The sequence below is a fragment of the Pelagibius sp. CAU 1746 genome (genome assembly GCF_039839785.1).
Lineage (GTDB): Bacteria > Pseudomonadota > Alphaproteobacteria > Kiloniellales > Kiloniellaceae > Pelagibius.
In genome coordinates, this window is the sequence record NZ_JBDOQT010000001.1 from 2,824,579 (window position 1) to 2,850,962 (window position 26,384).

A 26,384-nucleotide genomic window follows, 5' to 3' on the forward strand; every position below is an offset into this window, starting at 1 on the left:
CACTCTCGGTTCGATGGACCGCAACCTTGCACTGGAAACTGTGCGCGTGACGGAGGCCGCCGCCCTGGCGGCGTCCCGGCTCATGGGGCGTGGCGACGAGAAGGCCGCCGATCAGGCCGCCGTGAACGCCATGCGCCAGTCGCTCAACGCACTCGACATCGACGGTACGGTGGTGATCGGAGAAGGCGAGCGTGACGAGGCGCCGATGCTCTACATCGGTGAGAAGGTCGGCCAGGGCGGCCAGGCCATCGATATCGCACTCGACCCTCTGGAAGGCACAACCATCACCGCCAAGGGCGGCCAGAACGCCCTGGCGGTCATCGCCATGGCCGAGGCCGGCAACTTCCTCAACGCGCCGGACACCTACATGAGCAAGATCGCCGTCGGCGGCGGTCTGCCGGACGACCTGGTCGATCTGGACGAGGAGCCGGGGGTGAACCTCAAGAACTTGGCCAAGGCGAAGAAGGTCGACGTTTCCGATCTGGTCGCCTGCATCCTCGACCGGCCGCGTCACCAGGGAATCATCGCCAAGGTACGCGAGGCCGGCGCGCGCATCATGTTGATCGGTGACGGCGATGTCTCGGGCGTCATGGCGACCAGCAGCAAGGAGAGCGGCGTCGACATCTACATGGGTGTCGGCGGTGCGCCCGAGGGCGTGCTGGCGGCTGCGGCGTTGCGCTGCATCGGCGGGCAGTTCCAGGGCCGTCTGGTATTCCGCAACGACGACGAGAAGCGCCGCGCCGACAAGTGGGGCATCACCGACTACGACCGCAAGTACACGCTGCACGAGCTGGCGGCCGGCGACGTGATGTTCGCGGCGACGGGCGTGACCGACGGCTCCATGCTGCGCGGCGTGCGCCGCTTCCATGGCGGCGCGACCACGCATTCGGTGGTCATGCGCTCCAAGTCCGGCACCGTGCGCTACGTCGAGGCGCACCACAACTTCGAGCGCAAGACCTGGTACGACTCCCTCGGCGTCTGACGCGATGACGCCGCGTGGCTGCTTCCTCGGCGTCGAACGATCGCTCACCGGCAAGCGCTGGGAGGAACGTCTCGCCGACAGCCGCCTGGGCCTTGCCCTGTCGCAGCAGCTCGGCTTGCCGGAAGTCGTCGGCCGCATTCTGGCCGCCCGCGGCGTCCAGCCGGAGGATGCCGAACGCTTCCTCAACCCAACCCTGCGGGACTACCTGCCCGATCCCTCGGCCTTCATGGACATGGACCGGGCGGCCGCACGGCTGTCGCAGGCGGTGGAGGCGGGCGAGAAGATCGCCGTCTTCGGCGACTACGATGTCGACGGGGCGACGTCCTCGGCAGTGCTGGCGCGCTTCTTCGCCGCCCTGGGCGTGGATCTGCAGATCTATATCCCCGATCGCATGGCCGAAGGCTACGGGCCCAATGCCCCGGCGCTGATGCGCCTGAAGGCTCAGGGCGTCTCGGTCGTCATCACCGTCGATTGCGGCATCACTGCCTTCGAGCCGCTGGGCGAGGCGGCCAAGGCGGGACTGGAGGTCATCGTCGTCGATCACCACGCCGCCGAGCCGCGCCTGCCGCCGGCCGCGGCCGTGGTCAACCCGAACCGCCTGGACGATACCTCGAACCAAGGCCAGCTCGCCGCCGTCGGCGTCGCCTTCCTGCTGGTGGTGGCGCTGAACCGCACGCTGCGCGAAGCCGGATGGTACGCGCGCAGTAACCGCCCCGAACCCGATCTGCGTCAATGGCTCGACCTGGTGGCGCTGGGCACCGTCTGCGACGTGGTGCCGTTGACCGGCGTCAACCGCGCGCTGGTGGCCCAGGGGCTGAAGGTCATGGCGGCGCGCGGCAACGCCGGTCTCGCGGCCTTGAGCGACGTTTCGCGCATCGACGAGAAGCCGGGCACCTATCATGCCGGGTTTCTGCTCGGCCCGCGGGTGAACGCCGGCGGGCGCGTCGGCGAGTCGCCGCTGGGCGCGCGGCTGCTGACCTGCGATGACGCGGGCGAGGCGGCGGCGCTGGCGGCCCGCCTCGACAGCTACAACGCCGAACGCAAGGAGATCGAGCTGCAGGTTCTCGACCAGGCGATCCGGCAGGTTGAGCACAGCGGCCCCGGCGCGGGGCTGGTGGTCGCGGCTTCGGAAGGTTGGCATGCCGGGGTCATCGGCATCGTCGCCAGCCGCCTGAAGGAGCGCTTCAACAAGCCGGCCCTGGTGGTCGCCCTGGAGAACGGCGTCGGCAAGGGCTCGGCGCGCTCGGTGCCCGGGGTCGATCTGGGCGCCGCGGTGCTCGCCGCCCGGCAGGAGGGGCTGCTGGTCAACGGCGGCGGCCACCCCATGGCCGCGGGCCTGACGGTGGCGGCGGAGCACCTGGCAGAACTGACCGCCTTCCTCGATACGCGCCTGGCCCGCCGCCTGGCGGAGATCGACTATCAGCCGGCCCTCGGCATCGATGGCGCCCTGAAACCCAAGGCGGCGACCCTGGAGCTGCTGGCGCAGCTCGAGCGTTGCGCACCCTTCGGTGTCGGGAACACGCAGCCGCGCTTCGCCCTGCCGGCGGTCAAGGTCGCCAAGGCTTCGGTGGTGGGCGAGAACCACGTGCGCTGCTTCCTGGGAGACGCGCAGGGCGCGGGCGGAGGCAGCCTGAAGGGCATCGCCTTCCGCGCCCTGGACAGCGACCTCGGCCCGGCGCTGCTGCAGACGGCGGGCCTGCCGCTGCATATTGCCGGACGCCTGCAGATCGACCGCTGGGGCGGCCGCGAGAGCGTGCAGTTCATCATCGAGGACGCGGCGCCGGTCTCTACCTGACCCTTCGGCCAGTCTGCATCACAATCGAGTCAATCTTCCTATTCTGTGAGACAGGACGGCGCCGCTGCGGTTAGGCTGGTGTCCATGATCTTGCGCGGAGCCCTTGTCCGGCCCTTGTCCCGCCGCGCCGCGGGAAGAAGGTACTGCGCGCCGCTCCTCGGCCTCCTCGCGGCCGGCTGGGCCGTTCTGCTGCCGGCCGGCGGCCTTGCCCAACTGGAGCCCTACAGTCCGGGTCCGGAGAAGCCGGTGTCTCTGGAACTGGTGCTGGCCGTGGATACCTCCTCCTCGGTCTCGATCGAGGAGTTCGATCTGCAGATGCGCGGTTTTGCCGGGGCTTTTCGCGACCCGACGGTGATCGCCGCCATTGCCGCCGCCGGGGTTAACGGTATCGCCGTTTCCATGATCCAGTGGTCGGACAACCGCCGCCAGCAGGTTGCCGTCGACTGGGCGCACTTGAACGACGAAGCCAGTATCGAGGCCTTCGCCGCCGCAATCGACGGCACCCCGCGCTTTCTCGACGGCGGGGGGACCGCCATTGGCGGAGCCATAGCTTTCGCCATGAACGAATTTGAGCGCAACGGCTACCAGGGCGCACGCCAGGTCGTCGATATCTCGGGCGACGGCCGTGCCAACCAGGGGGCTCAGCCGGAGACCCTGCGCGACGCCGCGGTGCTCCAGGGCGTGACCATCAATGGCCTGGCCATCCTAAACGAGGACACCTCGGTGGACGGCTATTACCGTAACTCGGTGATTGGCGGGCCGGGCGCCTTCGTGATGACCGCCAACGACTACGAATCCTTCGCCCAGGCCATCATCGAGAAGCTGGTGAAGGAGATCGGCGGGGTCCCTGTGGTCCTGGCGCCGGCGGCGCCCGCGGAGGAGGCCTTGACCGCTCAGGCCGGTCCCGCGCGGCGGATTTCCTATGATTGAGCGCTTCGCCAGGCTCCGGGAGGCCCTCTTTTTTTGGTCTCCGGGTCGTCGCGGAGGCTTGCATTCCCAGGGCGGAACGGCTACACCCTCAGCGCTCTCGGGACCCCATCGTCTAGAGGCCTAGGACACCGGCCTTTCACGCCGGCAACACGGGTTCGAATCCCGTTGGGGTCGCCAATTTCCTGCAAATTGTAAGAAGACTACCGTCCGCTCAGGACGCGGTCTTGCGCGTGGGCCGACTCGTCATGCGGTCGAAGGCGGTCTCCCACAGGGCGATGCCGTCGCCGAAGATCTCGGCAAAGTAGGAGAGGGGGTCCGGCTGCCGGCCGGCGATGTGAATCTCCACGTCGCCGTCCTCGAAGCGCACCCTTTCGGCGTATTTGCGGGCCACGTGCTGCATCCGGGCGTTCTCCGGCAGGCAAATCAGATAGATATCCTGGAAGCCGCGGTTGCTGGCGATCAGCAGGGCCTCTTCCAGCAGGCGGGTGCCGACGCCGTGATTCTGATGGTCCGGTTCCACGGTGACCGAGATCTCGGCGGTCTTGCGCCCAGCGCCTTGGTCATTGACCGCGCCGCTGTCGCGCAGTTCGACGACGCCGCGCAGCACCTCGCCCTCGAAAGCGCCGACGATCCAGGTTTCGGACCAGTCGATGGCGTCGACGTAGGCGAGGATCACTTCCGCGGTGACGAAGTGACCGAAGCGCAGGCGGCGGTCTTCTTCATCCAGGCGCAGCAGATGCTCCTTCAGGGCGCTGCTTTCCTGCCGCATCAGCTTGCGGAATACGAGCATGGCTTGGCTCCGGCGCGGTGGCGCTCAGGCGCGAAAGAGACGATCCGCGCGGAGCGGGGTGCGCGCGTGGCGGGGCAGGAGCAGTGCGGCGAGGCGCCGCAAGGCCGCGCCCGAGAAGGCCCGGATGGCTTCTGCCCGCATGCGCTTGCCCTCGGCGATGTGGCGCTCCATCTCCTCGACGGAAATCACGCCTTCGTCGGACTCTATGCGGCCGGTCTTGACGGCGCTCGGCCCCTTGCTGGGGTCCTGGCTTGGGTGCTGCATGTCGAAACGTCCTTCCTGTGGTGTTTCATGCCGAGCACCTCCCTAAACTGTGCACTGAATATTGCAGCGCATGATTAAAATTTAATGAGAATAAAAAGGCTTACAATGAAAATATTGCAACGCAACAAAGCGTTGCGCCGGACGCATGGCTGTTGTTTGAGGGGCCTTCGCCGGCGCGTGGGCACCTGCTCCTTCGCCGCTCCGGCAGGGGGGCGGCTTCACCCTTACGGTTTGTTTTGACGGTTCGGTAAACCTTCGGCGCTAGCGTGCCGGGTCATGTTCGGCCTCTCAATCCGCGCTTTCCGTATCGGCCTTCTGTGGGGGCTTCTGTCGGCTCTGCCGGCGGGCGCGCCGGGGGCTGTGGCGGAGCCGGCGCATCTGCCGGTCGGAAACGAGCGTCTACAGGTCCGCGGCTTGCCGCCGGTACCGGAGGGTGGCCCGCGTCCTGTAAATCCGCTGCCGAACACATTCCTGCTCTTCGAAAGCGAGGAGCCGCTGGCCGCCTTCGACCTCGACCGGGGGCTCAGCCGGTCCTGCCGGGCCGGCCGCTTTCGCCAGCAGCGTCTCCGCCTCTACAGCGTGCGCCTGGGCGGTTATCTCCATGCCGCCGTGATCGGGGGGCGCTGGGGGCTCTACGACCCCGACCGGCTGGCGGTGCCGGACCTGGTCTATGCCATGAGGTGGCAGGACACCGGGCGTTGCGAGGTCTACGTCCTGCGCCACCTCGAGCAGGGCTGAGGGCTCCAAAGGCCGGGCGGGGCGGCTTAACTCATTCCTAATCAAGGATTCTTTATCATCAGGGCCATCAACCGGCCCCTTGAAGGGGCGACAGGGCGGATCGCAGATGACCCTTTTGGACAACAGCTTTCATGGACGCGCGGCCGGGATCATCGGCAGCTGGGAGCAACGCTGGAAACACCCGCGGCTGCTGGCTCTCGCCTTCGTGCTGGCGCTGGGCAGTTCCTTCAACGCCGTCGTCAACGGCGACCTGGGGCCGGACTCCTGGAAGGACGCCGCCCTCCTCGGCGCGGGGACCCAGGTTGCCGGCACGCTAAGCGGGGCGGATTGGGACCGGGCCAAGACCTGCGGGCGCATTCAGCAGATCGTCGAAACCGCCTGCGGCCTGAAGCAGTACGATCACGACCCCGAAGGCATCCGCCAATGTATCGCTTACGAGCGTAAGTACACCCTGTGGAGCGCCTACGGCTGCCGCTAGCCGGGCAGTACTTCGCCGGCCGTTCCGAAAAACAAAGGGCCGCCCCGGAGGGCGGCCCTGTCTGCTTCAAGCGTCGTTGGGTGGGGACGCTGGGCTTGGGGCGGCGGACCTCAGTGCAGCACCGCAGTTCCACTATGCGGGGCGCGGTAGTTCAGGCCGTGGCTCGTCGCCATGAACGCCCGTTCCTGATGCTGGATGTGCAGCGCGTGGAACTCGCGGCCGAGGCTTTCGAAAAAGACGGCTTTCCAAGAGAAAAACCGTGCCCCCTGGGTCGCCAGCGACTTTATTTTCGGCGCCTGCGAGATCACCACCGCCTGCGACCATCGCCCCGCCAGTATTGTTGTCGTTGTTGGCATCTAATCTAAGTCTCCCATCGCATTCCGGGAGGGAAACTCCCGACTTCGCATGCATTGAAGACTAAGTAACGAACCTTACTTGAAAGTTAAATCTGGCCTCCCGGTTCAGAAGAAGCCGCCGAGAACACAGGCTTGTCACAGGCTGGATCAAGTTAACGGAGATATTCGCCGGCATTTTATTGAAAGCCTGGGAAAGATTTCCAATACTTGCCGCGCGGCGGGGCCTCGTCGAGGCCGGCGCGCGCCAGGAAAGGCCCGGTGCCTTGAAAACCGAAGAGCGAAAGCGGTCGCGGCCCGGGGCGGTCAGGAAACGCCGGGCACTTCGATCAGGGCGCTCAAGCCCCAAAGGGCGAAGTAGATGAAGAGAATTAGGCGGACCAGCATCTTGCCGTACCTTGAGTTGACTACTTGTCACTCAGGCTAGGATCGCACGGCCCTGATTAAGAATGAGTTTTCGCACAGCATCATTATTTTCGGCCCGGCAATAGCCGGTAAGGTTGCATCAGACATCTATCAAATGTTTTGAATGCCTTAGCCTTCCTTTAAGCACCCATCTCTATGCTCTGCCTTGATGGGAAGAGAGCACCGCGGCGCCGTTTGCGTTCAGCATATCCCGCCGCTGGCGTCTTGGCGCTCTCGATCCCAACACGATGCGGAGTATCAGGAATGACGACACGATCAATCGGCCGCCGCCTTTCGCGGTTCGCAGCAGTTGTGGCGATGGCGGGCCTCACCGTCAGTTGCGCCAGTTCCCAGGACGGCATGACGGCCGGCGCCCAGGCGGGCCTCGGCAAGGACCCGGCGAGCCGGGCCGAGAGGCTGGTCAGTTACTGTGATCGTCTTGCCGACAAGGGCGAACTGGTTACGGCACTCGGTCTTTGCGGCCGTGCGCACGAGATCAACCCGGACGATCCGGCGACGCTGATGAAGATCGCGTCGATTCTCTACGACTTGGATCGCAAGCAGGCCGCCGCGCAGACCTACGAGGTTCTGCTCGACGGTCATCCCAAGCATCACGAGGCGCGCTATAGCCTGGGGAAGCTGTACATGGAAACGGGGGAGGGTTCCCTGGCGGCGGCGCACCTCAATCAGGTGATTGCACAGCAGCCGGAGGACCCACGGCCCTATAACGCCCTGGGCGTCTTGCGCGACCAGGCCGGCGAGCACGAAGCCGCGCAGGCCCTCTATCGCACGGCGCTGAAGTTCGACCCGAACAACCATTCCTTGCGCAACAACCTGGGGCTTTCGCTGGCTCTCAACGGCCAGCGCGAGGAGGCCATCGAGGTTCTGGCCGCCTTGGCGGTGGATCCGGAGGTGGACCGCACGGTGCTGCGCAACCTGGAGGCCGCTTACGCCGTGCGCCCGGTGCCGGCGGTTGAGGAAGGGACGCCTGGCATGGCGCCGTCCCCTGTGGCGGCGCCTGCTGGCATGACCGGGCCCGCACCGGCGACCTTGCCTCAGGCGCAGCCGGTGAAGACCGAGGTGCTTACCCCGCCGTCCATGCGCACCGGGGTGTCAGAGCCTTTGGCCGCGCCCATGAAGCCGTCCGCCGCGCCGACGAACTCCGGCGAAGAAGGCACGCCGACGCCGCTCTATTTCCCGAAGCCAAACACCGCCGGCGATCCGCCGCAGACCGGCGCCCGCAGGGCACCGCCGGTCGAGCAGACGGCGCAGGGCCCTTCTTCCGTCATCCTTGCCGCGGCTCAGGAACTGATGACTCCTCCTGACTGGGCCGATTTCGAGCCGGGGGCGCTGGTGGGCGGGGATCCGCCGCAGGATAGGAAGCCGGCTCCGGAGCGGACGCCGCAGACGGGTGATCAGGCTCAGTCCGACGAGATCACGGTCGACCCCGCGGAGCTGGGCGCGCTTTTCCAACCCGGCGAGACCACGCTTTCCATGCTGTTGCTGCACAGCAGCGCCGGCACGGCGGCCTGACGGCCCTGGACGGTCGGCGGAAAGTCGAAGGCCCCGCTCTCTCGAGCGGGGCCTTTTTCTTTGGCGGTGTCCGGCCTCGCGCGCGGAAGCCGGGGTGCCCTCTTAACGGGTGCAGGAGATTTCCTCGAAGCCGTCGCAGAGGAACTTGTCGCAAATGGCGCCATTGCCAATGAACACCGTCGGGTAGAGCGCGCCGATGTTTTCCTCGCGTGACCAGCGGTTGGCGCGGGTGAAGCCCTGGGCTTCGCACCATTGGTTCGCCGCCGGCTCGCCGCAGCCCTGTCCCTCGGACAGGCAGAAGTTCAGCCGGTATACCTGGTGCACGGGGAAGCGGAAGGTTTCCTCCTGCGGGCCCGTGGGGCGCGAGGGGACCTGCTGTGCAGGCACTGTCGGGACCACCATCGGCTCCGGCACCGGCTGTAGAGCCTGCTGCGGCGGCGCGCTGGGCGGGGCCGGCTGCAGGCCGCCGCCGGCAGGGGCGGGGCTTGCCTGCGGCTGCAGGCTTCCGGAGGGCGCCGGTACGGCTTGTGGCGCGGCGGCCTGCGGAGGCGTGGCCGACGGCGCAGGCGCCGCCGGAGCGGGCGCGACTGGGGCCGGAGCCTGGACGGGCGGGGTTTGGGCTGCTGGGGTTTGGGCTGCCGGGGTTTGGGCCGCCGGGGTTTGGGCGGTCTGGGCCGGGGCCGCCGACTGATCCAGATAGCGGTCCAGAGGGCCGCGCTGGTAGCGAATCATGGCGGATTTCGCCTTGCGGTCGAATTCGAAGTCGGACAGCCGGTAGGCGGCCGGACGGCCGTCCTTTTGGCTGGTCAGCGTTATGGAGGCGCCGCTGCATCCGGGGCCTTCGAAGACGGTCAGCAAGAAGCGGTGGTCGACACCTTGATAGCGCGGGCTGAAAGCCTCCGGATAGAGCGCAACCGCATCGGTGATCCGGGTAAAGCGTGGAGCATCGGCGCCGGCGCCGTGGGCGCTGGACGGCGCCGTGAAGTCGATGCAGGCCTCGCGTTGCGGCGGATTGGGAATGGGGATGAAGAGGCGATTGAAGTAGCTCTGATCCGCCGAGCGCTCGCAGGCACGGTTGTAGTAGCTGCGCCGTTCCATCAGCAGAAAGCCCGGCGGCGGGCCCAGCTCGCGCCGGTAGGCGATGACCGAAGAATAGTCGTTGTCCGGCGTTTCCGCGGCCTCGTAGGCCTGGTCCCCGGCGAACGGCGGCTCGAAGTCGGCGGTTAGTCCCAGCCACCAGGCATCGGGGTTCTCGGCAGAGCCCAGATTGGGGCCGCAGGCGTCGTCGCGGCTGGCGAAGTAAGGCCGCTGGAACAGGATGGCGCCGACTTGCGGGTCGGCCCGCAGCGAGGCGATTTTCTCGTTCAACTCGTCGCCGACGAAGGGGATGGCCGCGTAAGGCTGGCCCGGCGCCAGGGTCAGGGTCTTCGAGGTGCCGCTGAAATTCGGGCCGGTGAAGAAAGTGACGCCGGCGGCCGCCGGGGCCGTGGCGGCTGCGCCGCCGTCCTGCGCTCCTGCAGCGGCGGGCAGCAGGGCCGCCGCCGCCGCGGCCGCGAGCAGCCGGCGGCTGGCGCCGCGCACTATCGATTGGGCCCCGACGGTTGCCCCGGAACCGAAATATCGCCTCATGCGAAAACGCATCATTCAACGTCCCCTGTTTGGCGGACGCCAGCGGCGGCCACCTCTAGACCTCTTGTTCTACCTTTGCCCCTTCCGCAAGGACGGGGCAAAACCCCCATAGACCTACTGCCTTGAGCCGATTCTTGGCCAGCAGATATGGACAGGCGCGGCCGGCATCCGCACACTGCCGCGGCCGCCGCCACTCTCGCCAATTCCAGCCCTAGCCGCAAGACCATGACCGCTACTTCTCTGCCGCCTGTCACCCTGGTTCTCGGGGGCGCCCGTTCGGGCAAGTCGAGCTATGCCGAACAACTCGCCGAAAGCCAGGGCGGGGACCGCGTCTATCTGGCCACGGCCACCGCCGGCGACGCGGAGATGGCCGACCGCATCGCCCGGCACCGGGAACGGCGCGGCGCACGCTGGCGGACCGTGGAGGCGCCGCTGGACCTCGGAGGGGCGCTGGCAGCCAGCGCGTCTTCCCACTCGGTAGTTCTGGTTGATTGTCTTACATTATGGCTTTCCAATATCTTGTTTAAAGAACTTGATGTGGAAAATGAATGTGGAAAGTTGGTCTCCATGCTGCCGGGCCTGAACGGCCCGGTCATCTTCGTCTCCAACGAGGTCGGGCTCGGCATCGTGCCCGACAATGCCCTGGCGCGCCGATTTCGCGACGATGCGGGGCGCCTGAACCAGGCGGTGGCCGCCGCCGCGCAGTCGGTGGTCTTCGTCGCGGCCGGCCTGCCGTTGGCCCTGAAACCCGCGCCGTGACCCTTCAGGCGATCAGCAGCATGGCCATCACCGCCGCGAAGAGCAGGCCGCCGGCGGCCAAGTAGAGGTCGAGCACACGGCTCAGATCCTCCGCCGTTACCTCCCGTCGCCCGTCGCCCATCCAGCGATCCTCGACCATCTGGCCGCCGTACTGGCGTGGGCCCGCCAGCGCCAGGCCCAGGGCCCCGGCCAGGGCAGCCTCCTGCCAGCCGGCGTTGGGGGAGCGGTGGCGGGGGGCGTCGCGCCGCAGAGCCCGCCAAGCCCCGCTGGCGCTGGCGGCCGGCAGCAGGACGGCGGCCAGGACGATCAGCAGCCCGGCCAAGCGGGCGGGCAGGAAGTTCACCGCATCGTCGAGCCGCGCCGCGGCCTTGCCGAAGGCCTCGTAGCGGGCGTTCCGGTGGCCGATCATGCTGTCCAGTGTATTCACCGCCTTGTAGGCGAGCAGGCCGGGCATGCCCAGCAGCAGGAACCAGAAGACCGGGGCGACGAAGCCGTCGGAGAAGTTCTCGGCGGCGGACTCGGCGGCGGCGCGGCCGACCCCGGCGGCGTCCAGGCTCGCCGGATCGCGCCCGACGATGTGGGCGACGGCGTCCCGGCCCGCTTCCAGGCTCTCGGCCAGGCCCCGCGCGACCCGGCGGACGGCGTCATAGAGCCCGCGAAAGGCCAGCAGACTGCTGGCTAGCAGGCCTTCAACAATCCAGCCGTAGGGCAGGCCGGCCAGGACATGATGCAGCAGCGCTCCGAGCCCGCCCGCGATCCCGACCACGAGGCCGGTGCAGAGACCGCCCAGGAGCAGGCGCCGCCCGCGCGGCAGGCTCTGGCGGTTGAGCGCCCGGTCGAGCACCGCGATCAACCGGCCGAGCAGCACCACGGGATGCGGCAGCAGGCGGTAGAGCCACCGGGGGTCGCCCAGCAGCAGGTCCATGGCCATGGCCAGCAGGAGGACGGCGAGGGCGGAGGCGGGGGACTGCCACTGGCCGCCGAACAGGGGATACCAGAGCACGGGCTAGTCTTCCAAGGCCTCGCGGTAGGGGAAGAGGGCGGGCATGCCGCCGGTGTGGAGGAAGACCACGGTGTCGTCCGCCGAGAACCGCCCGGCTTCGATCAGGCCGATGAGGCCGGCCATGGCCTTGCCGCTGTAGACCGGGTCGAGCAGCAGGCCCTCCAGGCCTGCGACGCGGCGTACGGCCTCGGCCATGGCCGCGGTGGGCAGGCCATAGGCCTCCCCCGCGTAGCCCGGCAGCACGACCACCTTGTCTTTAGGGAAGGCGCCGGGCAGGGCGAGACGTTCCCAGACTTCTCCCGCGAGGCGGCGGACGTCGCCCGCCACGTCTTCCGGATGGGCGTCGACGTCGATGCCGACGACCTGGACTGCCGGATCGATGGCGGCAAAACCGGCGGCCAGGCCGGCCTGGGTCCCGCCGCTGGAGGAGGCCAGGACCAGGGCGGTAATTTTCTCACCCTGCTGGGCCGCCTGGGCCGCCAGCTCCGCAGCGGCGGCGGCATAGCCCAGCGCGCCGGTGGCGTTGGAGCCGCCGGTCGGGATCAGGTAGGGCGTCCTGCCGTCGCGGCGCAGGGCTTCAGCCAGGCTTTCCATGGCCGCCACCCGATCGGTGTCGCCGTCGTGCAGGTGCACCTTGGCCCCGAACATCCGGTCGAGCTGGATGTTGCCGATCAGCTCGTAGTCCGGCCCGCCCCAGGGCACCACGCGGGTCAGCACCAACTCGCAGGCCAGCCCCAGCTTGGCGGCGGCGGCCGCCGTCTGGCGCACGTGGTTGGACTGCACGCCGCCGGTGGAGATCACCGTATCGGCGCCCCGCGCCAGCGCCTCGGCCAGAAGAAACTCCAGCTTGCGCGTCTTGTTGCCGCCCAGGCCCAGCCCGGTGCAGTCGTCGCGCTTAACCAGCAGCCTCGGCCCGCCCAGCGCCGCGCCGAGGCGCGGCAGGGGCTCCAGCGGAGTCGGCAGGTGGGCGAGGCTTTGGCGCGGAAAGGCCTCGATGGCGGCGAGGGGAGCGGGCATGGAGGCGGTCCTAGCAGGCCTTGTCCACTTTGGCCTTATCCATGTCGGCCTTGATCGCGCGCTCGATCATGCGGCAGGCCTCGTCGGCTTCGCCCCAGCGCTTGATCTTCACCCATTTATCGACTTCCAGATCCTTGTAGTGGGCGAAGAAGTGCGCGATCTGGTCGAGCAGGATCTTCGGCAGGCCGCGATAGGATGAGACGTTGGTATAGAAGGGGTGAAGGTCGTCGACGGGAACCGAGAGAACCTTTTCGTCCTCGCCGGCCTCGTCCTCCATGATCAGGACGCCGATGGGGCGCACCCGCACCACTGCGCCGGCGATGACCGGCACGGAGGTGACGATGAGCACGTCCACTGGGTCGCCGTCGTCGGCCAGGGTATGGGGAATGAAGCCGTAGTTGAGCGGGTACTGCATCGAGGTATGGAGGAAGCGGTCGACGAAGATCGCGCCGGAGTCCTTGTCCATCTCGTACTTCACCGGGTGCGCACCCAGGGGAACTTCAACGATAGCGTTCAAATCCCACGGGGGATTCTTGCCAACCGGGATTTTGCTGATATCCAACGGTTTCTCCTTAGTTTCCGGGGGCTCTGCCCCAATATTCCCACCGTTCCATCGGGCTCCTCTTTACGAATTGTTAACGTCGCGAGCCTATTAATAAACCGTTAGCGTGCATTGGCGCGCTTTCGAACAAAGCAACATAAATAACTGATTACATAGAAAATTATCGCGTCCCTTGGCCGAGTCTGAACAACGAGCCAGCCGGCTGTCCTGTCTCGAGGCGGCAGGAAGGGATGAAGAACCATTAACTGTGGCTCTATGGCCTTTTTGCCGCCCTTTGGCAAGAAGGCAAGGTGGCACCCGCTCCCGCCGGCAGACTGCCTCGCGGATGACGGGTTCAGCCTGATGCGATGCGGAACGGTATGAACTTGAAGGATACATCGAGACGCAGGCTGCTGTCGCGCTGGCCCGCTGCATTCATAGCGGCGGTGTTGATCGGAACGACGGCGCTGGTGCTCTACGTCGAGGCCAGCATTTCCGAGCTCAAGCAGGTGTTGCCCGTGGAGGTGCTGCGCCAGGAGCGCGACGTTGTCTTCATGATCGACGATCTGGCTGCCTTGCAGCAGGCGATCCGCGAGGCGCGCGCGCATCCGGGCATCGAAGGGCGTCAGGAAATCATCGACCGCATCGAGCTGGTCGAGAGCCGCGTCGCGGAGCTGACGCAGACCTATTCCTTCAGCAACCAGATCGGCATCGCTTCCATGCATGCCACCTTGCGGCCGGTCGCCGCCGACTTGAAGCTGTGGCTCAGCGACGGCGTGCAGGGCCTGTCTCCGGATTCCGAAGTGGTGCTGGATCTGGCCGCCGAGCGTGTGGTCACCGCGCGCCAGGAGATCGTCAAGCAGTTCGGCGAAGCCAATGCCAAGGCCCTCGCCATGCTTCAGGAAGAGGCGACGGACCTTGAGCGCTTCCGGGGCGCGCTGATCCTGGTGGTCATCGTCGTAGCCGCCCTGACCAGCGTGCTGGTTGCCTTCATCTTCCGCGAGCGCCGTTCCGAGCTGGCTGCCGCGGCGGCTCAGCAGCGCCTGCGCGAGTCCATCGAATCGCTGGCCGGCGGTTTTGCGCTCTTCGATGTCAACGAGAAGTTGGTGCTGTGCAACCGGCGCTACGGCGATCTCTACGCCGGGGTGCGCGACATGCTGGTGCCGGGCATGAGCTTTGAAGAGCTGATCACCGCGGCGGCGCGCTCGGGCAACATTCCGGAGGCCAGCGAGAACGCGGAGCTGTGGGTCCACAAGCAACTGCAGCACTTCCGCAATCCGGGGCGGCCGTTCGAAGTCGAGCTGCGCGACGGCACCTGGTTCCGCGTGGCCGAGCGGCGCACGGCCAACGGCGGCTTCGTGGTCATCTCCACCAACATTACGGAGCTGCGGCGCCGCGAGTCCGAGCTGCGCAGCATCGGCGAGGAACTCCGTCACAAGAACGTGCTGCTGGACGCCGCGCTGGACAACATGGCGCAGGGGCTGGCCATGTTCGACGTGAACCAGCGCATGATCATCTGCAACCAGCGCTTCCTCGATCTGTACAACCTTCCGGCCAACATGGCGCAGCCGGGAACCGAGCTGTCGGATATCCTCAGCTACACCGCGGATATGGAAGACCTGACGCCGGAGCAGGCCAAGATCCTGCGTCAACGCCGCCTGGCGACCGCCGCCAGTCCAGAAGAAACCACCATGCAGGATTTCCTCTCCAATGGCCGGGTGATCAACGTGGTGCACCGCCCCATGCCCGGCGGCGGTTCGCTGGCGACCTATGACGACGTCACCGGCAGCTACAGCGCCGAACGTCAGTTGCGTATCGCCAAGGAGGAGGCCGAACTGGCCAGCCGCGCCAAGTCCGACTTCCTGGCCAACGTCAGCCACGAACTGCGCACGCCGCTGAACGCCATCATCGGTTTCTCGGAGATCATCAAGGATCAGCTCTTCGGACCGATGGGCAATCAACGCTACCGCGAGTACGCGATAGACATCCACGACAGCGGCACGCACCTGCTGAGCCTCATCAACGACATCCTCGACCTTTCGAAGATCGAGGCCGGCAAGTTCGAATTGCACGAAGAGGCGATCAATCTGGAGCGCGCCACCAAGTCCTGCTTCCGCATCATGCGCGACCGCGCCGAGGAGGCCGGAGTTGTACTGGAGCACCGCTTCCCGGCACAGGTGCCGAACCTCCGGGCCGACCCGCGCGCGGTGAAGCAGATTCTGCTGAACCTGTTGTCCAATGCGGTGAAGTTCACCGATCCGGGCGGCCGGGTGCTGGTCTACTCCAGCATCAACCAGGAAGGCGGTCTGGTGCTGCATGTCGAAGATACCGGTATCGGGATCGCCGAGGCCGACATCGCCAAGGCCATGGCCCCCTTCGGTCAGGTGGATTCCTCGCTCTCGCGCAAATACGAAGGCACCGGCCTGGGGCTGCCACTGACCCGCCACTTGGTCGACCTGCACGACGGCAACCTGACCCTCAGCAGCAACATGGGGCAGGGCACTCATGTGTCCATCTGCTTTCCCCATCACCGGGTGATCTCGGCGCCGCTGCCGTTCCAGCCGAGGCGCATTGCCGGGAAATCCGCCTGAGCATTGCACTCACGGTCGAACGTCTATCCTGCCATTGACGTGCTTCACACGAATCTCTCGCAATGCTTACTACATATGGTATGATTGTGTGATTTTGGGGGCATATCAGGGGGCAGGCCGTGCATCAGGCCTTCGATCCGGAGATCTTGCCGGACAGTAAGTTGCGGCGCCTATACGATTACTGGCGATCTCGTTGCGACGGCGGGATTTATCCCTCGCGCCAGGATATAGACCCCGTCGCAATTCCCGACCTTCTGCCCAACATCTTTCTCCTGGACGTTATCGGCGACGCTCAGGATTTCGTTTTCAGGCTGGCCGGATCGCTGGTCGAGGACGCCTTCAGCATGCCGCTGCGCGGCAAGTCCATCGCCGATATCCAGAAAGCGGCCGGGACGCCGATTCCGGTGGCGCATCACATCGAGGTCGCCCGTGGCGGCGGCCCGCGCTACCGCGAGGGGGAGATGCTGGTTGCCGGGCGCGACCATTGGAAGACCCACCGTTTGCTGCTGCCGCTGGCCAGCGACGGCCAGTCGGTGGATGTGCTGATGGGCGGGGCGATCTTCCTGCTTGGGGACCGGGTGAACGAGATGCCGACGGAGCCCTGGAGCTACAGCCGGCATGCCGGCGACCCGCCGCTGGGTTTCTAGCGACCGTCGGCGCCGCCGCGGGAACGCCATAAATTTGCCTCACAGTCATGGTCACCTTGTCGGCTAGCTTCGCTTGCGTTCGCTGGAAGGCGCAATCGCAGACGACGCAGGGCCAACCGAAACGATAGGGAGAACTTGGCGGCCATGAACATGACGAAACCATCGCGCCGTTTGCCCGCAGGGCCCGATCCCGTGGTGGGCGTGCGTCCGGGGCCGGGCGTCTTGGGCCTGGCAAGAGGCGACGGCAGGACCAAGGAGGCGCCGGAAAAGGATTCTGGCACCGAGGGAACCCTCGTCGTCGGTGAGGGCATTCAGATCAAGGGCGAGATCCAGTCCTGCACCAAGCTGATCGTCGAAGGCAAGGTCGAGGCTTCGCTGGAAGCGGTGGAACTGATGGTGCGCGAGGGAGGGATCTATCACGGCAAGGCGGTGGTGAAAGCTGCCAGCATCGATGGAAACTTCGACGGCGATCTGACAGTCGACGGCCTGCTGACCATTCTCGCGGGTGGGCGGGTAACCGGGGCGCTGCGTTACCGCGATCTGAAGATCGAGCGGGGCGGGCGTCTGAGCGGCGACATCGACCTGCTGGACGGCAAGGCCGTCTCGCCGCCGGAGGGTCAACGTCTCGAAGAAGCCGCGGCGCGCTGAGGCGGCGGCGCTTTCAAGCCGGCGTCAGGCGGCGCCAGATTTCCCGCTGTACCGCGATGTAGCCGGAGGCCCGCAGGCTGATCCGCGGCGCCAGCAGGCGGTCGGCGGCGGGCAGGGCGTGGAACGGCAGGCCCGGATAGGCGTGGTGGGCGGTGTGCAGGTTCATGTGCCAGCACAGGGCCGCCAGCGGAGCGGCGGTCAAGGTGGTCCGGCTGTTGGCCAGCATGTCGCGGATTTGCGGACAGCCCGTATGCTCCGCCAGCAGATAGAGCCTTAGAACCGGCTGTCCGATGAGGGCCGGAATCACCCAGAGCAGCAGCAGAGTTTCGCCGCCGGCCAGCAGGCCGGCGCCCGCGGCGAGGCCGTAGGCGGCCAGGTGCAGCCGCGCCTCGCGGACGATGGCCGGGCGCAGCCTGCTTGTGATGTAGGGCTCGGGCGTCCGGCCCATGGCATGACGCCAGGTGGTGACGAGCCGCTCGCCCCAGTAGGGCAGGCCGGAGACGTGGAGAAGATAGGCGGGCCGGGTCGACAAGGGCGGCCCCGAAATCTCCGGGTCGCGCGCGGGATCCTGGGTGAAGCGATGGTGCTGCAGGTGGAAGGCGCGGAAATAGCCTGCGGGCAGCAGCAGCAGGAAGCCGCAGAGCGCGGCCACCCCGTCGTTCAGGCGGCGGCTGCGGAAGGCGGTGCGGTGGATGGTCTCGTGCAGTGGGGCGAAGAGGAACACCAGCACGATACCTTGCGCGATGAGGGCGGGCGCGAGCCATAGGCTGCCACCGCTCCACAGCACCGAGGCGCTGGTAAGCGCCAGCAGCGCGAGGTGGCCGGCAAGCTGACGCAAGCCCTTGGCGTCGCTCGGCGCCGAGAGCGCTTTCAGGGTCTGCCGGTCGAGGGCGGCCCGTCGTCCCGACGGGGACGCCGGGGGCGGCGAAACCGGGGGCAGGGGGCGGGCGTCATCCATGACCTCACCCCCGCTTCATCCGCAGAGGATCTTGGCGTGGTGGCGCAGATGGTCTTCGATGAAGGTCTGAATGAAGTAATAGCTGTGGTCGTAGTCCGGCTGCATGCGCAGTTCGAAGTGCTGGCCGGCCTCCTCGCAGGCTTCGACAAGCAGGTCCGGCAGCAGCTGCTCGCTGAGGAAGGGGTCCTCGACCCCCTGGTCGATGAACAGCAGGGCGTCCGAGGGCTGCTTGCGGATCAACGCGCAGGCGTCGTAGTCCTGCCAGGCCGTCTCGTCCTTGCCGAGATAGCCGAGGAAGGCTTTCTGCCCCCAGGGGCACTGGCTTGGCGCGACGATGGGCGCGAAGGCCGAGACCGACTTGTAGGTGCCGGGGTTCTTCAGGTGGATGGTCAGCGCGCCATGTCCGCCCATGGAATGCCCCATGATGCCCTGGCGGCTCATGTCGGCCGGGAAGTGCTCCGCGATCAGGGCCGGCAGTTCCCGGGTGACGTAGGAGTACATGCGGTAGCGGTCGGACCAGGGCTTCTGGGTGGCGTCGAGGTAGAAGCCGGCGCCGGTCCCGAAGTCGTAGTCGTCGTCCTCGCCCGGGCAGCCCGCTCCGCGGGGCGAGGTGTCCGGCGCCAGCACCATTACCCCCAGTTCCGCGGCGATGCGCTGCGCCCCGGCCTTCTCGGTGAAGTTCGCCTCGGTGCAGGTCAGCCCCGAGAGGTAAGTCACCAGCGGCACCTTGTTGCCGCCCTTGGCCTGGGGCGGCTGGTAGACCGCGAAATTCATGGTGCCGCCGCAGGCTTCCGAAGCGTGGCTGTAGAAGCCCTGCGTCCCCTCGAAGCAGCGCTGTTGGCTGTTGACTGTAAGATCCATATCCGCCCCTAGCCCTCTTGATCTCGCAGGAGGCCGGGCGGCGGTCTTCCCCATCGCGAACCGCCACCCGAATCGGCCCATGATACCGCGTTTGGGCTCCAGTCCGAATAGGCCGCTTGATTAGGGATCGACCTAGTAAACGACGACGGAGCGGATGGACTTGCCCTCGTGCATGAGGTCGAAGCCCTTGTTGATCTCCTCCAGAGGCATGGTGTGGGTGATCAGGTCGTCGATGTTGATCTTGCCCTCCATGTACCAGTCGACGATCTGCGGCACGTCGGTGCGCCCGCGCGCGCCGCCGAAGGCGGTGCCCTTCCACACGCGTCCCGTCACCAGTTGGAACGGCCGCGTGGCGATCTCCTGGCCGGCGCCGGCCACGCCGATGATCACCGACACGCCCCAGCCCTTGTGGCAGCACTCCAGCGCCTGGCGCATGGTGTTCACGTTGCCGATGCACTCGAAGGAGTAGTCGGCTCCGCCGCCGGTCAGCTCCACCAGGTGAGCCACCACGTCGCCGTCGACTTCCTTGGGGTTGACGAAGTGGGTCATGCCGAACTTCTCGCCCAGCGCCTTCCTGGCCGGGTTCAGGTCGACGCCGACGATCTTGTCGGCCCCCACCATGCGGGCACCCTGGATCACGTTGAGGCCGATGCCGCCAAGGCCGAAGACCACGACGTTGGCGCCGGGCTCCACCTTGGCCGTGTTCACCACCGCGCCCACGCCCGTGGTGACGCCACAGCCGATGTAGCAGATCTTATCGAAGGGCGCGTCTTCGCGCACCTTGGCCAGAGCGATCTCCGGCAGCACCGTGTAGTTGGCGAAGGTCGAGCAGCCCATGTAGTGCAGCACCGGCTTGCCGTCGATGGAGAATCGGCTCGTTCCGTCCGGCATCAGTCCCTGGCCCTGGGTCGCGCGGATCGCCTGGCAGAGATTGGTCTTGGGATTGAGGCAGTATTCGCACTGCCGGCACTCCGGCGTGTAGAGCGGGATCACGTGATCGCCCTTCTTCAGCGACTTCACCCCGGGGCCGACGTCGACGACCACGCCCGCGCCCTCGTGGCCCAGGATCGCCGGGAACAGCCCCTCGGGATCCTCCCCGGACAGCGTGAAGGCGTCGGTGTGGCAGATCCCCGTCGCCTTCACCTCGATCAGGACTTCTCCTTCTTTGGGGCCCTCCAGCTGTACCGTCGCCACTTCTAGCGGTTTGCCCGCTTCGAAAGCCACCGCAGCCCGTACGTCCATTGCTACCCCCTGAAGAAATTGCCATATCGAATCTTGTCGAAGGGCGGCAGTGTATGACGCCGGGCGGCGGCCCGCCACCCCGGGCAGCGACACAAATTTGGTCATGTGAGACTAGGCCGCGGCGCCGGGAAGCCGTTATGATGGCGCAGGTAAACCGATGGAGGATTTCATGGACGATTCCCTGATCCAAGCAAGGATCGACCTGGCCGCCGCGTTGCGCCTGGCGGCCCGCTTCGGCCTCAACGAGGGAATCTGCAACCACTTCAGCTACGCGCCGCCCGAACGCCCCGACGCCTTCCTGGTCAACCCCTTCGGCAAGCACTGGTCGCAGCTCACGGCCAGCGACCTGCTGCTGGTCGGCTACGACGGCAAGGTGCTGGAAGGCGCCGGAGAGTTGGAGACGACAGCCTTCTGTATCCACTCGCGCTTTCATCGGGAACACCCGCGTGCCGCCTGCGTGCTGCACACCCACATGCCCTATGCGACGACGCTGACGTCTTTGGCGGATACGCCGCTGGAGCCGATCAGCCAGAACGCGCTGCGCTACTACAACGACGTCGCCTACGATGGCACCTACAACGGCATCGCCACCGAAGTCGAGGAAGGCGAGCGCATTGCCGGCGCCATGGGCGACAAGCGGGTTCTGTTCCTTGCCAACCACGGCGTCATAGTGGTCGGCCCGAATATCGCCAAGGCTTTCGAAGACCTCTACTACCTGGAGCGTGCCTGCCAGGTGCAGGTGCTGGCGCATTCGACCGGGCGTCCTCTGCGCCGGGTCAGCGACAACATCGCAGGCGCCACCTTCAAGGACCCGGCCGCCTCGATGCACTACGCGGAAGCACACTTCGCCGCGTTGAAGGGATTGCTCGATGCCGAGGACCGCAGTTATGCCAGCTAGGGAAAGGTAGAAAGAATGCATCACAGCCGTCTCGCCGCCGTCGTGATCGACTGCCGCACAGACGACCTCAAACGTGAAGCCGGTTTCTGGAGCGGCGCTCTGGGGCGCGCCGTCGTGGCGCCGAAGACGGCGGAGGGCGAAGGCAGATATCTCGACCTGGAGGAGGTCGCCGGCCAGCCGCAGGTTCTGCTGCAGCGGGTCGACCATGACAGCCGCGTCCACCTGGATATCGAAACCGACGACGTCGCCGCCGAGGTGAGGCGGCTGGAGACCTTGGGCGCCAAGCGGGTGGCGCAGGTGCGGACCTGGTGGGTGATGGAGGCTCCCGGCGGCCAGCGTTTCTGCGTGGTGGAGCCGCAGCGCTCGGACTTTCCCCAGGGCGCAAATACCTGGCCGTAATCGCGTCCGCGTGAGCCAAATGCCCTGGGCAAGGGGCGCTTACCCTCCGTCAACCCATTCGGCGTAGACCTTGGGGGCGGAGGGCATTGCCGGACCCCGCCTGCCGGCCGCGGGAACGGAGGCTAAATGAGGAAACGCCTGATGATCTGGGTCTGGGGAGCGATTGGCGGTTACGTCTTCATCGTGCTGGTGATGTTTCTCGCCCAGCGCAATCTTATCTACCCCGCCGCGGCCGTGAACCCGCGGGTCGCGGACCACGACCTGCCGGGCCTGGAAACCGTCGTGACGGACAGCCACCCGGGGCTGACTCTGACCCACTGGTTCCATGCCCCCAGCGATCCGGAATTGCCGCTCATCGTCTATTTCCACGGCAACGCCAGCGACCTGAACAACGCCGTGGCCAAGATGCGGCCCTTCATCGAGGCCGGTTTCGGGCTGCTCGCCACCGGCTACCGCGGCTACAGCGGCAACCCGGGCAGCCCCAGCGAAGAGGGGCTCAGCGCCGACGCGCGCTCGGTCATCGACTGGGCGCACCACCAGGGCTACGAGGCCGACCGCCTGGTCTACTTTGGGGAATCGCTTGGCACCGCCGTGGCCGTGAAGATGGCCAGCGAGCGCCCGCCCTCGGCGCTGGTCTTGGAAGCGCCGCCCAGTTCCATCGCCGACGTGGCGGCGGCGCACTACTGGTACCTGCCGGTGCGCCCGCTGCTCCGCGATCCCTGGGACTCGCAGTCGCGCATCCACACTATCCGCTGCCCGCTGTTGATCCTGCACGGCGAGAACGATCCGGTGGTGCCGATCCGCTTCGGACGCAAGCTCTTCGACGCGGCGATCGAACCCAAGGAAGCGATCTGGCACCCCACGGCGCGGCACACCGATATCCTGGACGACCCCGAGGTGGTGCGTCAGGTGATCGAGTTCATCAAGACGCGCTGAGCGCTGCGAGCGCCTCCGGCGTGTCGACGTCCAGCAGCACGGCGTCGTCGTCCATCGGCACTTCGCAGACCACGTCGGCATGCTCGCCGATCAGCGCGCGGGCGCCGGTATCGCCGGCGATCTCCTGCATCTCGGCGAAGAAGCGGCGGGCGAAGAGCACCGGATTGCCGCGCTTACCCTGCCAGGTCGGCACGCAGATGGCGCGGCCCTCCAGCGGATTGAAGGCGGCGATGAGGCGGTTGAGGACCGCCGGGGAGACGCGCGGCATGTCGCCCAGACAGACCAGCACGCCGTCGATGTCCTCCGGCAGCGCCGCCAGGCCGCGGCGCAGCGAGGAGGAGAGGCCGCTGGCGTAGTCGGGATTGTGGGTCAGAGTGAAGCCGCGCCCCTCACGTGATCTTGGCGGCAGCGCCCCTTCCACCGCGGCGTAGTCGTGGCCGGTGACCACCGCCAGGGGCTGAGCCTGGGAGGCGGTGAGCGCGTCGAGGACGTGCGTTACCATCGGCTTGCCGTCGACCGGCACCAGCAGCTTGTTCACCTTGCCCATGCGCCGTGACCGTCCGGCGGCCAGCACCACGGCGGCGATCTTCGGAGCGCGCGGCGCGCCCTCCGGGGTTTCCACCGCCTCGGCGCGGGGCAGGCCGCGCGCGGCGATTTCCTTCAGCAGGCCGCCGCCGCCCAGACGCATGACGTTTTCCGGCGTCACCGCGAGGCCGGCGACGAGGCGCTGCAGCACCCAGTCGAAGCCGTTGACCTTGGGCGAGCGGGCGCAGCCGGGCAGGCCGACGACGGGACGTCCCTGCAACTCGCCGAGCAGGATCAGGTTGCCGGGATCGACCGGCATGCCGAAGTGGGTGACGCTGCCGCCGGCGGCCTCCAGGCCGCTGGGCAGCACGTCGCGGCGGTCGACGATGGCCGAGGCGCCCGACATCAGCAGGATGTCGCAGCCTTCGCCGGCGAGACCCTTCAGTTCCTCGGCTACGGCGCCGCTGTCGTGAGCACAGCGCCGCTCCAGCACGGCGGGGCAGTCCAGGTTGGCGAGGCGCTGGTCCATGACCTGCCGGGTCTTGTCCAGCACGCTCTCCTTGGTGATGGCAAGCTGGGTCTGCACCAGGCCGACCTTGCGCGCGGCCAGCGGCGCCACGCTAAGCAGCGGCGGGCCGTTGCGCGCCACGGCGAGGCAGGCGTCGAGTGCCCCGCGTGCCACTGCGAAGGGGATGACTTTGATGGTCGCGGCCATCTGGCGCGGTTCCACCAGGTCATAGGGTGCGAGGGTCGCCAGAGTGATGGTCTCGTCGACCAGGTTGAAGGCGTCGATACGCGCGCGATCGGCCACCAGCACGCCGCGCTCCGCGACCATCAGGTTGCAGCGCCCGGTGAAGCTGGCGGTGGCAGTGAGCCCGCTGCCGATGAGGGCCGCGGCCAGTTCGGTCACCGCCGCGTCCTCATGCACGTCGCCGTCTTCCAGGCGGGCGGCGACGACCTCCGCGATGCCCGCGTTCTGCAGGGCGGCGACGTCCTCCGCCGAGAGCCGGCGGCCTTTCTTGAAGCTGAAGCCGGCGCCGCGCAACGAGTGGGCGAGGATGCAGTCCTCGGCCTCGGTCACGGCTGTCGGGCCGAAGATCACCCTACCATCTCCTTGGCGGGCGCCTCAGGCTGCTTGGCCTTCACCAGTGGCGGCACGCCGTGCAGCACCTGGGTGATCTGCGCCATGATGGAGATGGCGATCTCAGCCGGGCTCTTGGCCCCGACCGCCAGGCCGATGGGAGCGTGGATACGGGCGATCTCGTTGTCGCTCAGGCCTTGCCCGCGCAGCCGGTCGACGCGCTTGGCGTGGGTCTTGCGGCTGCCCAGGGCGCCGACGTAGAAGGCGGGCGAGCGCAGCGCCACGCCCAGTGCCGGATCGTCCAGCTTGGGGTCGTGGGTCAGAACCACGACGGCGCTGCGGTGGTCGGGCGCCAAGGCTGTCATGGCTTCGTCCGGCCAGTCGTCGATGAGCTGCACGTTCGGGAAGCGGGTCTCGTTGGCCCAGGCCTTGCGCGGGTCGATCACGATGACCTCGTAGCCGGCTACCTGGGCGATGGGCACCAGCGCCTGGGAGATGTGCACGGCGCCGACCACCAGCAGGCGCAGCGGCGGATTATAGACATGGACGAAGAGATTCGGGTGCTCGGCCAGCGGGCCGCTGCGGTCGGTGGTGATGGAGGCCGTCACCGCCGCCTGCTGAGCGGCGTCGAGCGACAGCTCGCCAAGACTGTCGCCGTCCGCCTGGAGCAACTGGCGGCCGTCCGTCAGGTCGGTGACCAGCGCGGTCGGCTGCTTGGCGGCGCGGGCTTGCTGCAGCCGGTCGAGGATCTCTCGTTTCATTCGACGTTCTCGACGAAGACCTTGACGGTGCCGCCGCAGGCCAGGCCGACGTCCCAGGCCTGTTCGTCGGTGACGCCGAACTCCAGCAGCTTGGGCGGCGCGCCCGCCATGATGGCCTGGGCCTCGTGCACCACCGCACCCTCGATGCAGCCGCCGGAGACCGAACCTTGGAGCCGCAAGGTGTCGTCGACGATGAGCTGGCTGCCGACCGGCCGCGGGGAGGAGCCCCAGGTCGCCACCACCGTCGCCAGGGCCACCTTGTGGCCCTCGTCGCGCCAGCGCGCTGCTTCAGCCAGCAAGTCCTCGGCTTTTCCTGTCGTCATGTTCCCGTCCGCCATGTCGTCATTCCTTCCTCACGCCGCATCGTCGGCCGGCTCAGGACCTCCGAGAGATCGCTCAGGCTTTGCAGGTTGTGCACCGTCCTGAAGTCGTCCACATGCGGGATCAAGGCTTTAGCCCCTAATGACTTTGGTTGGTAGGCATCATATCTCAAGAGCGGGTTCAGCCAAATCAGCCGCCGGCAGGACTTGTGCAGGCGTTCGACCTCGCCTTCCAGGCCCGCGGCATTGTCGCGGTCCAGGCCGTCGGAGATCAGCAGCACCACGGCGCCCTGGCCCAATACCCGCCGCGCCCAGGTGACGTTGAAATCGTGCAGGCAGGCGCCGATGCGGGTGCCGCCGGCCCAGTCGACCACGCTCCCGGCGACCTTCTCGATGGCCACGTCGACATCCTTCTGGCGCAGGTGGCGGGTGATGTTGGTCAGGCGGGTGCCGAACACGAAAGTGTGAACACGGTCTCGGTCGTTGGTGACCGCATGCATGAAATGCAGCAGCATGCGCGAATAGCGGCTCATGGAGCCGGAGATGTCGCAGAGCACCACCAGGGGCGGATGGCGGCGCCGCGGCTTCTTGAAGCGCAGGGGGATGATGTCGCCACCCTGGCGCAGCGCCGCGCGCATGGTGGCGCGCAGGTCGGCGCGCCGGCCGCCGCCGGGACGGAAGCGCCGGGTCGGCACTTCCATGATCGGCAGGCGCATGTTCTGGATGGCCTGCCTGGCTTCGGCCAACTCGGCCGCGGACATCTTCTCGAAATCGGTGGTTTGCAGCACCTCCTTGCTGGAGAAGGTGAGGGCCGCATCGATCTCCTGCTTTTCCTCTTCCCAGTCGGGCTCCTGACCTTCTCCCTCCTTGGGGCGCATGGCGTCGGACAGGCGGCGGCTCAGTTCCTCGGCGGCGTCGGGCTTCTGGCCCGCCAGGGGGGTGATGTCGGGCAGCAGCAGCGCCATCATCCGCTGCAGGATCTCGGGGTTGCGCCAGAAGACGTGGAAAGCCTGATCGAAGAGTTCCTGCTGATCGCGCCGGTTCACGAAGACCGCGTGCAGGGTCCAGTAGAAATCGTCGCGCCGGCCCAGGCCCACGGCTTCGATTGCCGTCAAGGCGTCCAGCACCTTGCCGGGCCCGACGGGCAGCCCGGCGGCGCGCAGGGTGCGGGCGAAATAGAGGATGTTCTCCGCCATGCGTCCATTGTCGGGCGGGGGTGCGCCGGGGCCGGAAGGGTCTTGCGGTTCGATCATGGGAGAAATCTTAGCGCAGCCAGGCCCGGTCAACCAGTCGCGTCGCC

The 26,384-nt window shown here is 67.1% G+C and carries 27 protein-coding genes and 1 tRNA gene; 14 read left to right on the forward strand and 14 right to left on the reverse strand.

The window, feature by feature from the left end:
• Positions 1–13 precede the first annotated feature (13 nt).
• The 4 genes from glpX to AAFN88_RS13455 all read left to right on the forward strand — a co-directional run bounded on the left by glpX (position 14) and on the right by AAFN88_RS13455 (position 3,884).
• Positions 14–982 (forward strand): class II fructose-bisphosphatase, encoded by a 969-nt coding sequence (glpX, locus tag AAFN88_RS13440; RefSeq protein WP_347521673.1) that lies wholly within the window; start codon positions 14–16, stop codon positions 980–982.
• A gap of 4 nt (positions 983–986) precedes the next feature.
• Entirely contained in the window at positions 987–2,777 is a 1,791-nt protein-coding gene (gene recJ, locus AAFN88_RS13445; protein WP_347520826.1) for a single-stranded-DNA-specific exonuclease RecJ, read from the forward strand.
• A gap of 84 nt (positions 2,778–2,861) precedes the next feature.
• On the forward strand, positions 2,862–3,707 hold the full coding sequence (locus tag AAFN88_RS13450) for a DUF1194 domain-containing protein (protein ID WP_347520827.1): 846 nt from the start codon (positions 2,862–2,864) through the stop codon (positions 3,705–3,707).
• Positions 3,708–3,808: 101 nt separating this feature from the next.
• Positions 3,809–3,884 (forward strand) — tRNA-Glu (locus AAFN88_RS13455).
• Positions 3,885–3,918: 34 nt separating this feature from the next.
• Here the strand turns inward: AAFN88_RS13455 and AAFN88_RS13460 are convergent.
• Positions 3,919–4,497: a GNAT family N-acetyltransferase gene (locus AAFN88_RS13460; protein WP_347520828.1), complete on the reverse strand. Its 579-nt coding sequence runs from the start codon at positions 4,495–4,497 to the stop codon at positions 3,919–3,921.
• 24 nt (positions 4,498–4,521) lie between these two features.
• The gene (locus tag AAFN88_RS13465) at positions 4,522–4,761 is read right to left on the reverse strand and encodes a hypothetical protein (RefSeq protein WP_347520829.1); all 240 of its coding nucleotides are present in this window, start codon (positions 4,759–4,761) and stop codon (positions 4,522–4,524) included.
• A gap of 276 nt (positions 4,762–5,037) precedes the next feature.
• Between AAFN88_RS13465 and AAFN88_RS13470 the strand changes: the two genes are divergently transcribed.
• Both AAFN88_RS13470 and AAFN88_RS13475 read left to right on the forward strand, forming a co-directional pair.
• Positions 5,038–5,499: a hypothetical protein gene (locus tag AAFN88_RS13470; RefSeq protein WP_347520830.1), complete on the forward strand. Its 462-nt coding sequence runs from the start codon at positions 5,038–5,040 to the stop codon at positions 5,497–5,499.
• Positions 5,500–5,605: 106 nt separating this feature from the next.
• Positions 5,606–5,977, forward strand: a complete 372-nt coding sequence (locus tag AAFN88_RS13475; protein WP_347520831.1) for a hypothetical protein — start codon at positions 5,606–5,608, stop codon at positions 5,975–5,977.
• A 110-nt stretch (positions 5,978–6,087) separates the two neighbouring features.
• Here AAFN88_RS13475 and AAFN88_RS13480 read toward each other — a convergent pair whose 3' ends face one another.
• On the reverse strand, positions 6,088–6,333 hold the full coding sequence (locus tag AAFN88_RS13480) for a hypothetical protein (RefSeq protein WP_347520832.1): 246 nt from the start codon (positions 6,331–6,333) through the stop codon (positions 6,088–6,090).
• Positions 6,334–6,999: 666 nt separating this feature from the next.
• Between AAFN88_RS13480 and AAFN88_RS13485 the strand changes: the two genes are divergently transcribed.
• A complete protein-coding gene (locus AAFN88_RS13485) occupies positions 7,000–8,268 on the forward strand; it encodes a tetratricopeptide repeat protein (protein WP_347520833.1) in 1,269 nt (422 codons plus the stop codon).
• Positions 8,269–8,370: 102 nt separating this feature from the next.
• Here the strand turns inward: AAFN88_RS13485 and AAFN88_RS13490 are convergent, their stop codons facing one another.
• On the reverse strand, positions 8,371–9,912 hold the full coding sequence (locus AAFN88_RS13490; RefSeq protein ID WP_347520834.1) for a hypothetical protein: 1,542 nt from the start codon (positions 9,910–9,912) through the stop codon (positions 8,371–8,373).
• 210 nt (positions 9,913–10,122) lie between these two features.
• Between AAFN88_RS13490 and cobU the strand changes: the two genes are divergently transcribed.
• Positions 10,123–10,656, forward strand: a complete 534-nt coding sequence (gene cobU, locus AAFN88_RS13495) for a bifunctional adenosylcobinamide kinase/adenosylcobinamide-phosphate guanylyltransferase (RefSeq protein ID WP_347520835.1) — start codon at positions 10,123–10,125, stop codon at positions 10,654–10,656.
• 4 nt (positions 10,657–10,660) lie between these two features.
• On the opposite strand, the gene cbiB is transcribed toward cobU, so the two are convergent.
• Genes cbiB through ppa form a run of 3 tightly spaced genes read right to left on the reverse strand, consistent with a single transcriptional unit; the run spans position 10,661 to position 13,238 of the window.
• A complete protein-coding gene (gene cbiB / locus AAFN88_RS13500) occupies positions 10,661–11,659 on the reverse strand; it encodes an adenosylcobinamide-phosphate synthase CbiB (protein ID WP_347520836.1) in 999 nt (332 codons plus the stop codon).
• A 3-nt stretch (positions 11,660–11,662) separates the two neighbouring features.
• Positions 11,663–12,676 (reverse strand): D-cysteine desulfhydrase, encoded by a 1,014-nt coding sequence (locus tag AAFN88_RS13505; RefSeq protein ID WP_347520837.1) that lies wholly within the window; start codon positions 12,674–12,676, stop codon positions 11,663–11,665.
• A gap of 10 nt (positions 12,677–12,686) precedes the next feature.
• Positions 12,687–13,238 carry an inorganic diphosphatase gene (gene ppa, locus AAFN88_RS13510; protein ID WP_347520838.1) on the reverse strand — a complete coding sequence of 184 codons (552 nt, stop codon included), beginning with the start codon at positions 13,236–13,238 and terminating at the stop codon, positions 12,687–12,689.
• Between the two features lie 359 nt (positions 13,239–13,597).
• Here ppa and AAFN88_RS13515 point away from each other — a divergent pair, with 359 nt between their 5' ends.
• The 3 genes from AAFN88_RS13515 to AAFN88_RS13525 all read left to right on the forward strand — a co-directional run bounded on the left by AAFN88_RS13515 (position 13,598) and on the right by AAFN88_RS13525 (position 17,103).
• Positions 13,598–15,808 carry a PAS-domain containing protein gene (locus tag AAFN88_RS13515; protein WP_347520839.1) on the forward strand — a complete coding sequence of 737 codons (2,211 nt, stop codon included), beginning with the start codon at positions 13,598–13,600 and terminating at the stop codon, positions 15,806–15,808.
• 119 nt (positions 15,809–15,927) lie between these two features.
• A complete protein-coding gene (locus AAFN88_RS13520; RefSeq protein WP_347520840.1) occupies positions 15,928–16,455 on the forward strand; it encodes a PAS domain-containing protein in 528 nt (175 codons plus the stop codon).
• A gap of 144 nt (positions 16,456–16,599) precedes the next feature.
• The gene (locus tag AAFN88_RS13525; protein WP_347520841.1) at positions 16,600–17,103 is read left to right on the forward strand and encodes a polymer-forming cytoskeletal protein; all 504 of its coding nucleotides are present in this window, start codon (positions 16,600–16,602) and stop codon (positions 17,101–17,103) included.
• Between the two features lie 13 nt (positions 17,104–17,116).
• On the opposite strand, the gene AAFN88_RS13530 is transcribed toward AAFN88_RS13525, so the two are convergent.
• The 3 genes from AAFN88_RS13530 to AAFN88_RS13540 all read right to left on the reverse strand — a co-directional run bounded on the left by AAFN88_RS13530 (position 17,117) and on the right by AAFN88_RS13540 (position 20,164).
• Complete coding sequence (locus tag AAFN88_RS13530) at positions 17,117–18,061, reverse strand: fatty acid desaturase (RefSeq protein ID WP_347520842.1); 945 nt, start codon at positions 18,059–18,061, stop codon at positions 17,117–17,119.
• A gap of 15 nt (positions 18,062–18,076) precedes the next feature.
• Positions 18,077–18,922 carry an S-formylglutathione hydrolase gene (gene fghA, locus AAFN88_RS13535; protein WP_347520843.1) on the reverse strand — a complete coding sequence of 282 codons (846 nt, stop codon included), beginning with the start codon at positions 18,920–18,922 and terminating at the stop codon, positions 18,077–18,079.
• A 132-nt stretch (positions 18,923–19,054) separates the two neighbouring features.
• Positions 19,055–20,164: an S-(hydroxymethyl)glutathione dehydrogenase/class III alcohol dehydrogenase gene (locus AAFN88_RS13540; RefSeq protein WP_347520844.1), complete on the reverse strand. Its 1,110-nt coding sequence runs from the start codon at positions 20,162–20,164 to the stop codon at positions 19,055–19,057.
• A 169-nt stretch (positions 20,165–20,333) separates the two neighbouring features.
• Here AAFN88_RS13540 and AAFN88_RS13545 point away from each other — a divergent pair, with 169 nt between their 5' ends.
• From AAFN88_RS13545 to AAFN88_RS13555, 3 genes are all read left to right on the forward strand, one after another.
• Positions 20,334–21,062: an aldolase gene (locus AAFN88_RS13545; protein ID WP_347520845.1), complete on the forward strand. Its 729-nt coding sequence runs from the start codon at positions 20,334–20,336 to the stop codon at positions 21,060–21,062.
• 15 nt (positions 21,063–21,077) lie between these two features.
• Positions 21,078–21,461 carry a VOC family protein gene (locus tag AAFN88_RS13550; protein ID WP_347520846.1) on the forward strand — a complete coding sequence of 128 codons (384 nt, stop codon included), beginning with the start codon at positions 21,078–21,080 and terminating at the stop codon, positions 21,459–21,461.
• A 126-nt stretch (positions 21,462–21,587) separates the two neighbouring features.
• On the forward strand, positions 21,588–22,397 hold the full coding sequence (locus tag AAFN88_RS13555; RefSeq protein ID WP_347520847.1) for an alpha/beta hydrolase: 810 nt from the start codon (positions 21,588–21,590) through the stop codon (positions 22,395–22,397).
• Here the strand turns inward: AAFN88_RS13555 and AAFN88_RS13560 are convergent.
• From AAFN88_RS13560 to AAFN88_RS13575, 4 genes are read right to left on the reverse strand one after another with little or no spacing between them, the layout of a single operon-like run.
• Positions 22,384–24,024: a molybdopterin-binding/glycosyltransferase family 2 protein gene (locus tag AAFN88_RS13560; protein WP_347520848.1), complete on the reverse strand. Its 1,641-nt coding sequence runs from the start codon at positions 24,022–24,024 to the stop codon at positions 22,384–22,386. The genes AAFN88_RS13555 and AAFN88_RS13560 overlap by 14 nt on opposite strands.
• Positions 24,021–24,764 (reverse strand): XdhC family protein, encoded by a 744-nt coding sequence (locus tag AAFN88_RS13565; RefSeq protein ID WP_347520849.1) that lies wholly within the window; start codon positions 24,762–24,764, stop codon positions 24,021–24,023. Before AAFN88_RS13565 ends, AAFN88_RS13560 begins: the two co-directional genes overlap by 4 nt.
• Positions 24,761–25,102, reverse strand: coding sequence for an XdhC family protein (locus tag AAFN88_RS13570; RefSeq protein ID WP_347520850.1), 342 nt, complete (start codon positions 25,100–25,102; stop codon positions 24,761–24,763). The genes AAFN88_RS13565 and AAFN88_RS13570 overlap by 4 nt, the downstream gene beginning before the upstream one ends.
• Positions 25,084–26,337, reverse strand: coding sequence for a VWA domain-containing protein (locus tag AAFN88_RS13575; protein ID WP_347520851.1), 1,254 nt, complete (start codon positions 26,335–26,337; stop codon positions 25,084–25,086). Before AAFN88_RS13575 ends, AAFN88_RS13570 begins: the two co-directional genes overlap by 19 nt.
• Between the last annotated feature and the right edge of the window lie 47 nt (positions 26,338–26,384).

Excerpts from the sequence above, each read along its gene's own strand:
- glpX (WP_347521673.1), top strand. The coding sequence starts at position 14 with ATGGACCGCAACCTTGCACTGGAAACTGTGCGCGTGACGGAGGCCGCC.
- recJ (WP_347520826.1), top strand. The coding sequence starts at position 987 with ATGACGCCGCGTGGCTGCTTCCTCGGCGTCGAACGATCGCTCACCGGC.
- AAFN88_RS13450 (WP_347520827.1), top strand. The coding sequence starts at position 2,862 with ATGATCTTGCGCGGAGCCCTTGTCCGGCCCTTGTCCCGCCGCGCCGCG.
- AAFN88_RS13460 (WP_347520828.1), bottom strand. The coding sequence starts at position 4,497 with ATGCTCGTATTCCGCAAGCTGATGCGGCAGGAAAGCAGCGCCCTGAAG.
- AAFN88_RS13465 (WP_347520829.1), bottom strand. The coding sequence starts at position 4,761 with ATGCAGCACCCAAGCCAGGACCCCAGCAAGGGGCCGAGCGCCGTCAAG.
- AAFN88_RS13470 (WP_347520830.1), top strand. The coding sequence starts at position 5,038 with ATGTTCGGCCTCTCAATCCGCGCTTTCCGTATCGGCCTTCTGTGGGGG.
- AAFN88_RS13475 (WP_347520831.1), top strand. The coding sequence starts at position 5,606 with ATGACCCTTTTGGACAACAGCTTTCATGGACGCGCGGCCGGGATCATC.
- AAFN88_RS13480 (WP_347520832.1), bottom strand. The coding sequence starts at position 6,333 with ATGCCAACAACGACAACAATACTGGCGGGGCGATGGTCGCAGGCGGTG.
- AAFN88_RS13485 (WP_347520833.1), top strand. The coding sequence starts at position 7,000 with ATGACGACACGATCAATCGGCCGCCGCCTTTCGCGGTTCGCAGCAGTT.
- AAFN88_RS13490 (WP_347520834.1), bottom strand. The coding sequence starts at position 9,912 with ATGATGCGTTTTCGCATGAGGCGATATTTCGGTTCCGGGGCAACCGTC.
- cobU (WP_347520835.1), top strand. The coding sequence starts at position 10,123 with ATGACCGCTACTTCTCTGCCGCCTGTCACCCTGGTTCTCGGGGGCGCC.
- AAFN88_RS13505 (WP_347520837.1), bottom strand. The coding sequence starts at position 12,676 with ATGCCCGCTCCCCTCGCCGCCATCGAGGCCTTTCCGCGCCAAAGCCTC.
- AAFN88_RS13515 (WP_347520839.1), top strand. The coding sequence starts at position 13,598 with ATGAACTTGAAGGATACATCGAGACGCAGGCTGCTGTCGCGCTGGCCC.
- AAFN88_RS13525 (WP_347520841.1), top strand. The coding sequence starts at position 16,600 with ATGAACATGACGAAACCATCGCGCCGTTTGCCCGCAGGGCCCGATCCC.
- AAFN88_RS13530 (WP_347520842.1), bottom strand. The coding sequence starts at position 18,061 with ATGGATGACGCCCGCCCCCTGCCCCCGGTTTCGCCGCCCCCGGCGTCC.
- fghA (WP_347520843.1), bottom strand. The coding sequence starts at position 18,922 with ATGGATCTTACAGTCAACAGCCAACAGCGCTGCTTCGAGGGGACGCAG.
- AAFN88_RS13540 (WP_347520844.1), bottom strand. The coding sequence starts at position 20,164 with ATGGACGTACGGGCTGCGGTGGCTTTCGAAGCGGGCAAACCGCTAGAA.
- AAFN88_RS13545 (WP_347520845.1), top strand. The coding sequence starts at position 20,334 with ATGGACGATTCCCTGATCCAAGCAAGGATCGACCTGGCCGCCGCGTTG.
- AAFN88_RS13550 (WP_347520846.1), top strand. The coding sequence starts at position 21,078 with ATGCATCACAGCCGTCTCGCCGCCGTCGTGATCGACTGCCGCACAGAC.
- AAFN88_RS13555 (WP_347520847.1), top strand. The coding sequence starts at position 21,588 with ATGAGGAAACGCCTGATGATCTGGGTCTGGGGAGCGATTGGCGGTTAC.
- AAFN88_RS13565 (WP_347520849.1), bottom strand. The coding sequence starts at position 24,764 with ATGAAACGAGAGATCCTCGACCGGCTGCAGCAAGCCCGCGCCGCCAAG.
- AAFN88_RS13570 (WP_347520850.1), bottom strand. The coding sequence starts at position 25,102 with ATGGCGGACGGGAACATGACGACAGGAAAAGCCGAGGACTTGCTGGCT.
- AAFN88_RS13575 (WP_347520851.1), bottom strand. The coding sequence starts at position 26,337 with ATGATCGAACCGCAAGACCCTTCCGGCCCCGGCGCACCCCCGCCCGAC.